This is a genomic window from Veillonella fallax (assembly GCF_020687175.1).
In the GTDB taxonomy this organism is placed as follows: Bacteria; Bacillota; Negativicutes; order Veillonellales; family Veillonellaceae; genus Veillonella; species Veillonella fallax.
In genome coordinates this window covers 1-1700 of the sequence record NZ_JAJEQD010000042.1, presented here as the reverse complement: position 1 = coordinate 1700, position 1700 = coordinate 1, and the positions used below count along the sequence as shown (strand labels likewise).

1 protein-coding gene is annotated in these 1700 nt (G+C 39.5%); it reads right to left on the bottom strand.

Annotated features, from left to right (window positions below; all coding sequences use genetic code 11):
- Nucleotides 1–1700 (bottom strand): beta strand repeat-containing protein (locus tag LKD20_RS09535; protein WP_369408076.1); only part of this gene is annotated, 1700 nt, incomplete at both ends.

Here is a 1700-nt window from a genome sequence, read left to right as displayed (position 1 = left end):
CCATCAGACTTATTAGTAAATGTACCTTGTGCTACATCAACAGTAATCGTTTGACCATTCAAAGACGCTGTCGCAGCACCTGTACCTGCTACTGTTAATTTTTGAGTTTTAAGGTTAACGGAGCTATCTGTACCACCTGCAGAAATATCAAGTTTTTGATTGCCTGTTGCATTATTCACCGCTGTGCTAACCGCACTATTCACAGCACTTGCTACATCAGCAGTTGTTGCTACACCGGCTGTACCAGCAGATACAGTACCATTGGTATCCGTAGATAATGCCCCTTGCGTTACATTAAACTTCACAACGCCACTAGCGCCTACTTCTGCAGTTGTTAATGTACCATTAGTGAAATTAAATCCATCTGCCAAGGATACTGTTTGACCGCCCGCATTATTTGCTTTATAAGCAATTGTCGTATTTTTACCTAGGTTAGTAGTCAAACTAGAAATAGCCGCATTGATATCACCAATATTCGCAGCATTCGTAGCTGTAGTACCACCACTTGCTACGTTAGTGATTTGTTTACTACCTGCATTAATGCCGTTAGTGCCATCAATAGAGATACCACCTACTGTTACTTTATTTGTTGTAATACCAGTGGATCCAATAGTTGTATTTCCACCGATAGTTGCCGTATCAAATGTTACATTTTTAGATGTAGCAATTTTAAAGGTCTTACCAGTTTGGGTAATCTCGATATTGTCACCATCGTTAAATACAACAGTTTCGCCACCCTTTACTTCTTGTTCAGCTTCGCTATTAGCTTTTACTTTGAAACTTGCCGCATCTTTTGCTGCTGTTTTGATTGCTTGTTCGTTAACCGTTAAGGTAATGTCATTGCCAGACGCTGCTGTTGTAATAAATTTATTATCACCTTTTACAGATAATGTATCACTCTTAAGGTTAACAGAACCAGTAGCTGTAGTGTCACCACCAATTTTAAGAGCTTGGGTACCTGTCGCATTATCTACAGCTTTTGTAATCGCTGTATTGACAGCAGTAGCCATATCATTAGCATCAACTACACCAGCAGTACCTGTTAAGGCCCCAGTTGCCGCATTAGCTGCTAATGTACCTTTTGCTACATCAACGGTAACCGTTTGACCATTCACAGTCGCTGTTGCAGCGCCTGTGCCAACAACTTTTAATTTTTCAGTCTTTAAGTTAACAGTACCATTATTCGTGCCATCTGTAACACCAAGATTTGTAGATAAATTAGCTACAGCATCATTAGCAATAGTCTTAACATCGCCAATGTTAGCAACATTACTATTATCTGCATTGCTATTCGCCACGATACCTGTGCCTACATTAGTAATCGCCTTATTACCAGCATTAATACCTGCAGTTTTGTCAATAGATAAGCCACCTACTGTTACCTTATCTGTTGTAATACCAGTTCCAGTAATAGCAGTTGTACCATTAGTTAATCCAGATGTATTAATTACAGTATTGCCTGCAGTCACAGAGTCTACAGTAAGGTCTTTTTTCGTCTTAACCGTAATCTTCTTACCATCTGTACCATCTTGTGTAATCTCGATGTTGTCACCATTAATGAGATCAACCGTATTACCACCAGACACTTTTGTAGCTGTACCACCATTAGTAGAAATGTTCCATGCAGATCCATCTTTAGCAGATGTGACAGCTTTAGTGATAGCATCATTCACAACAGTTTTCATGTTATCTGCAGTTAC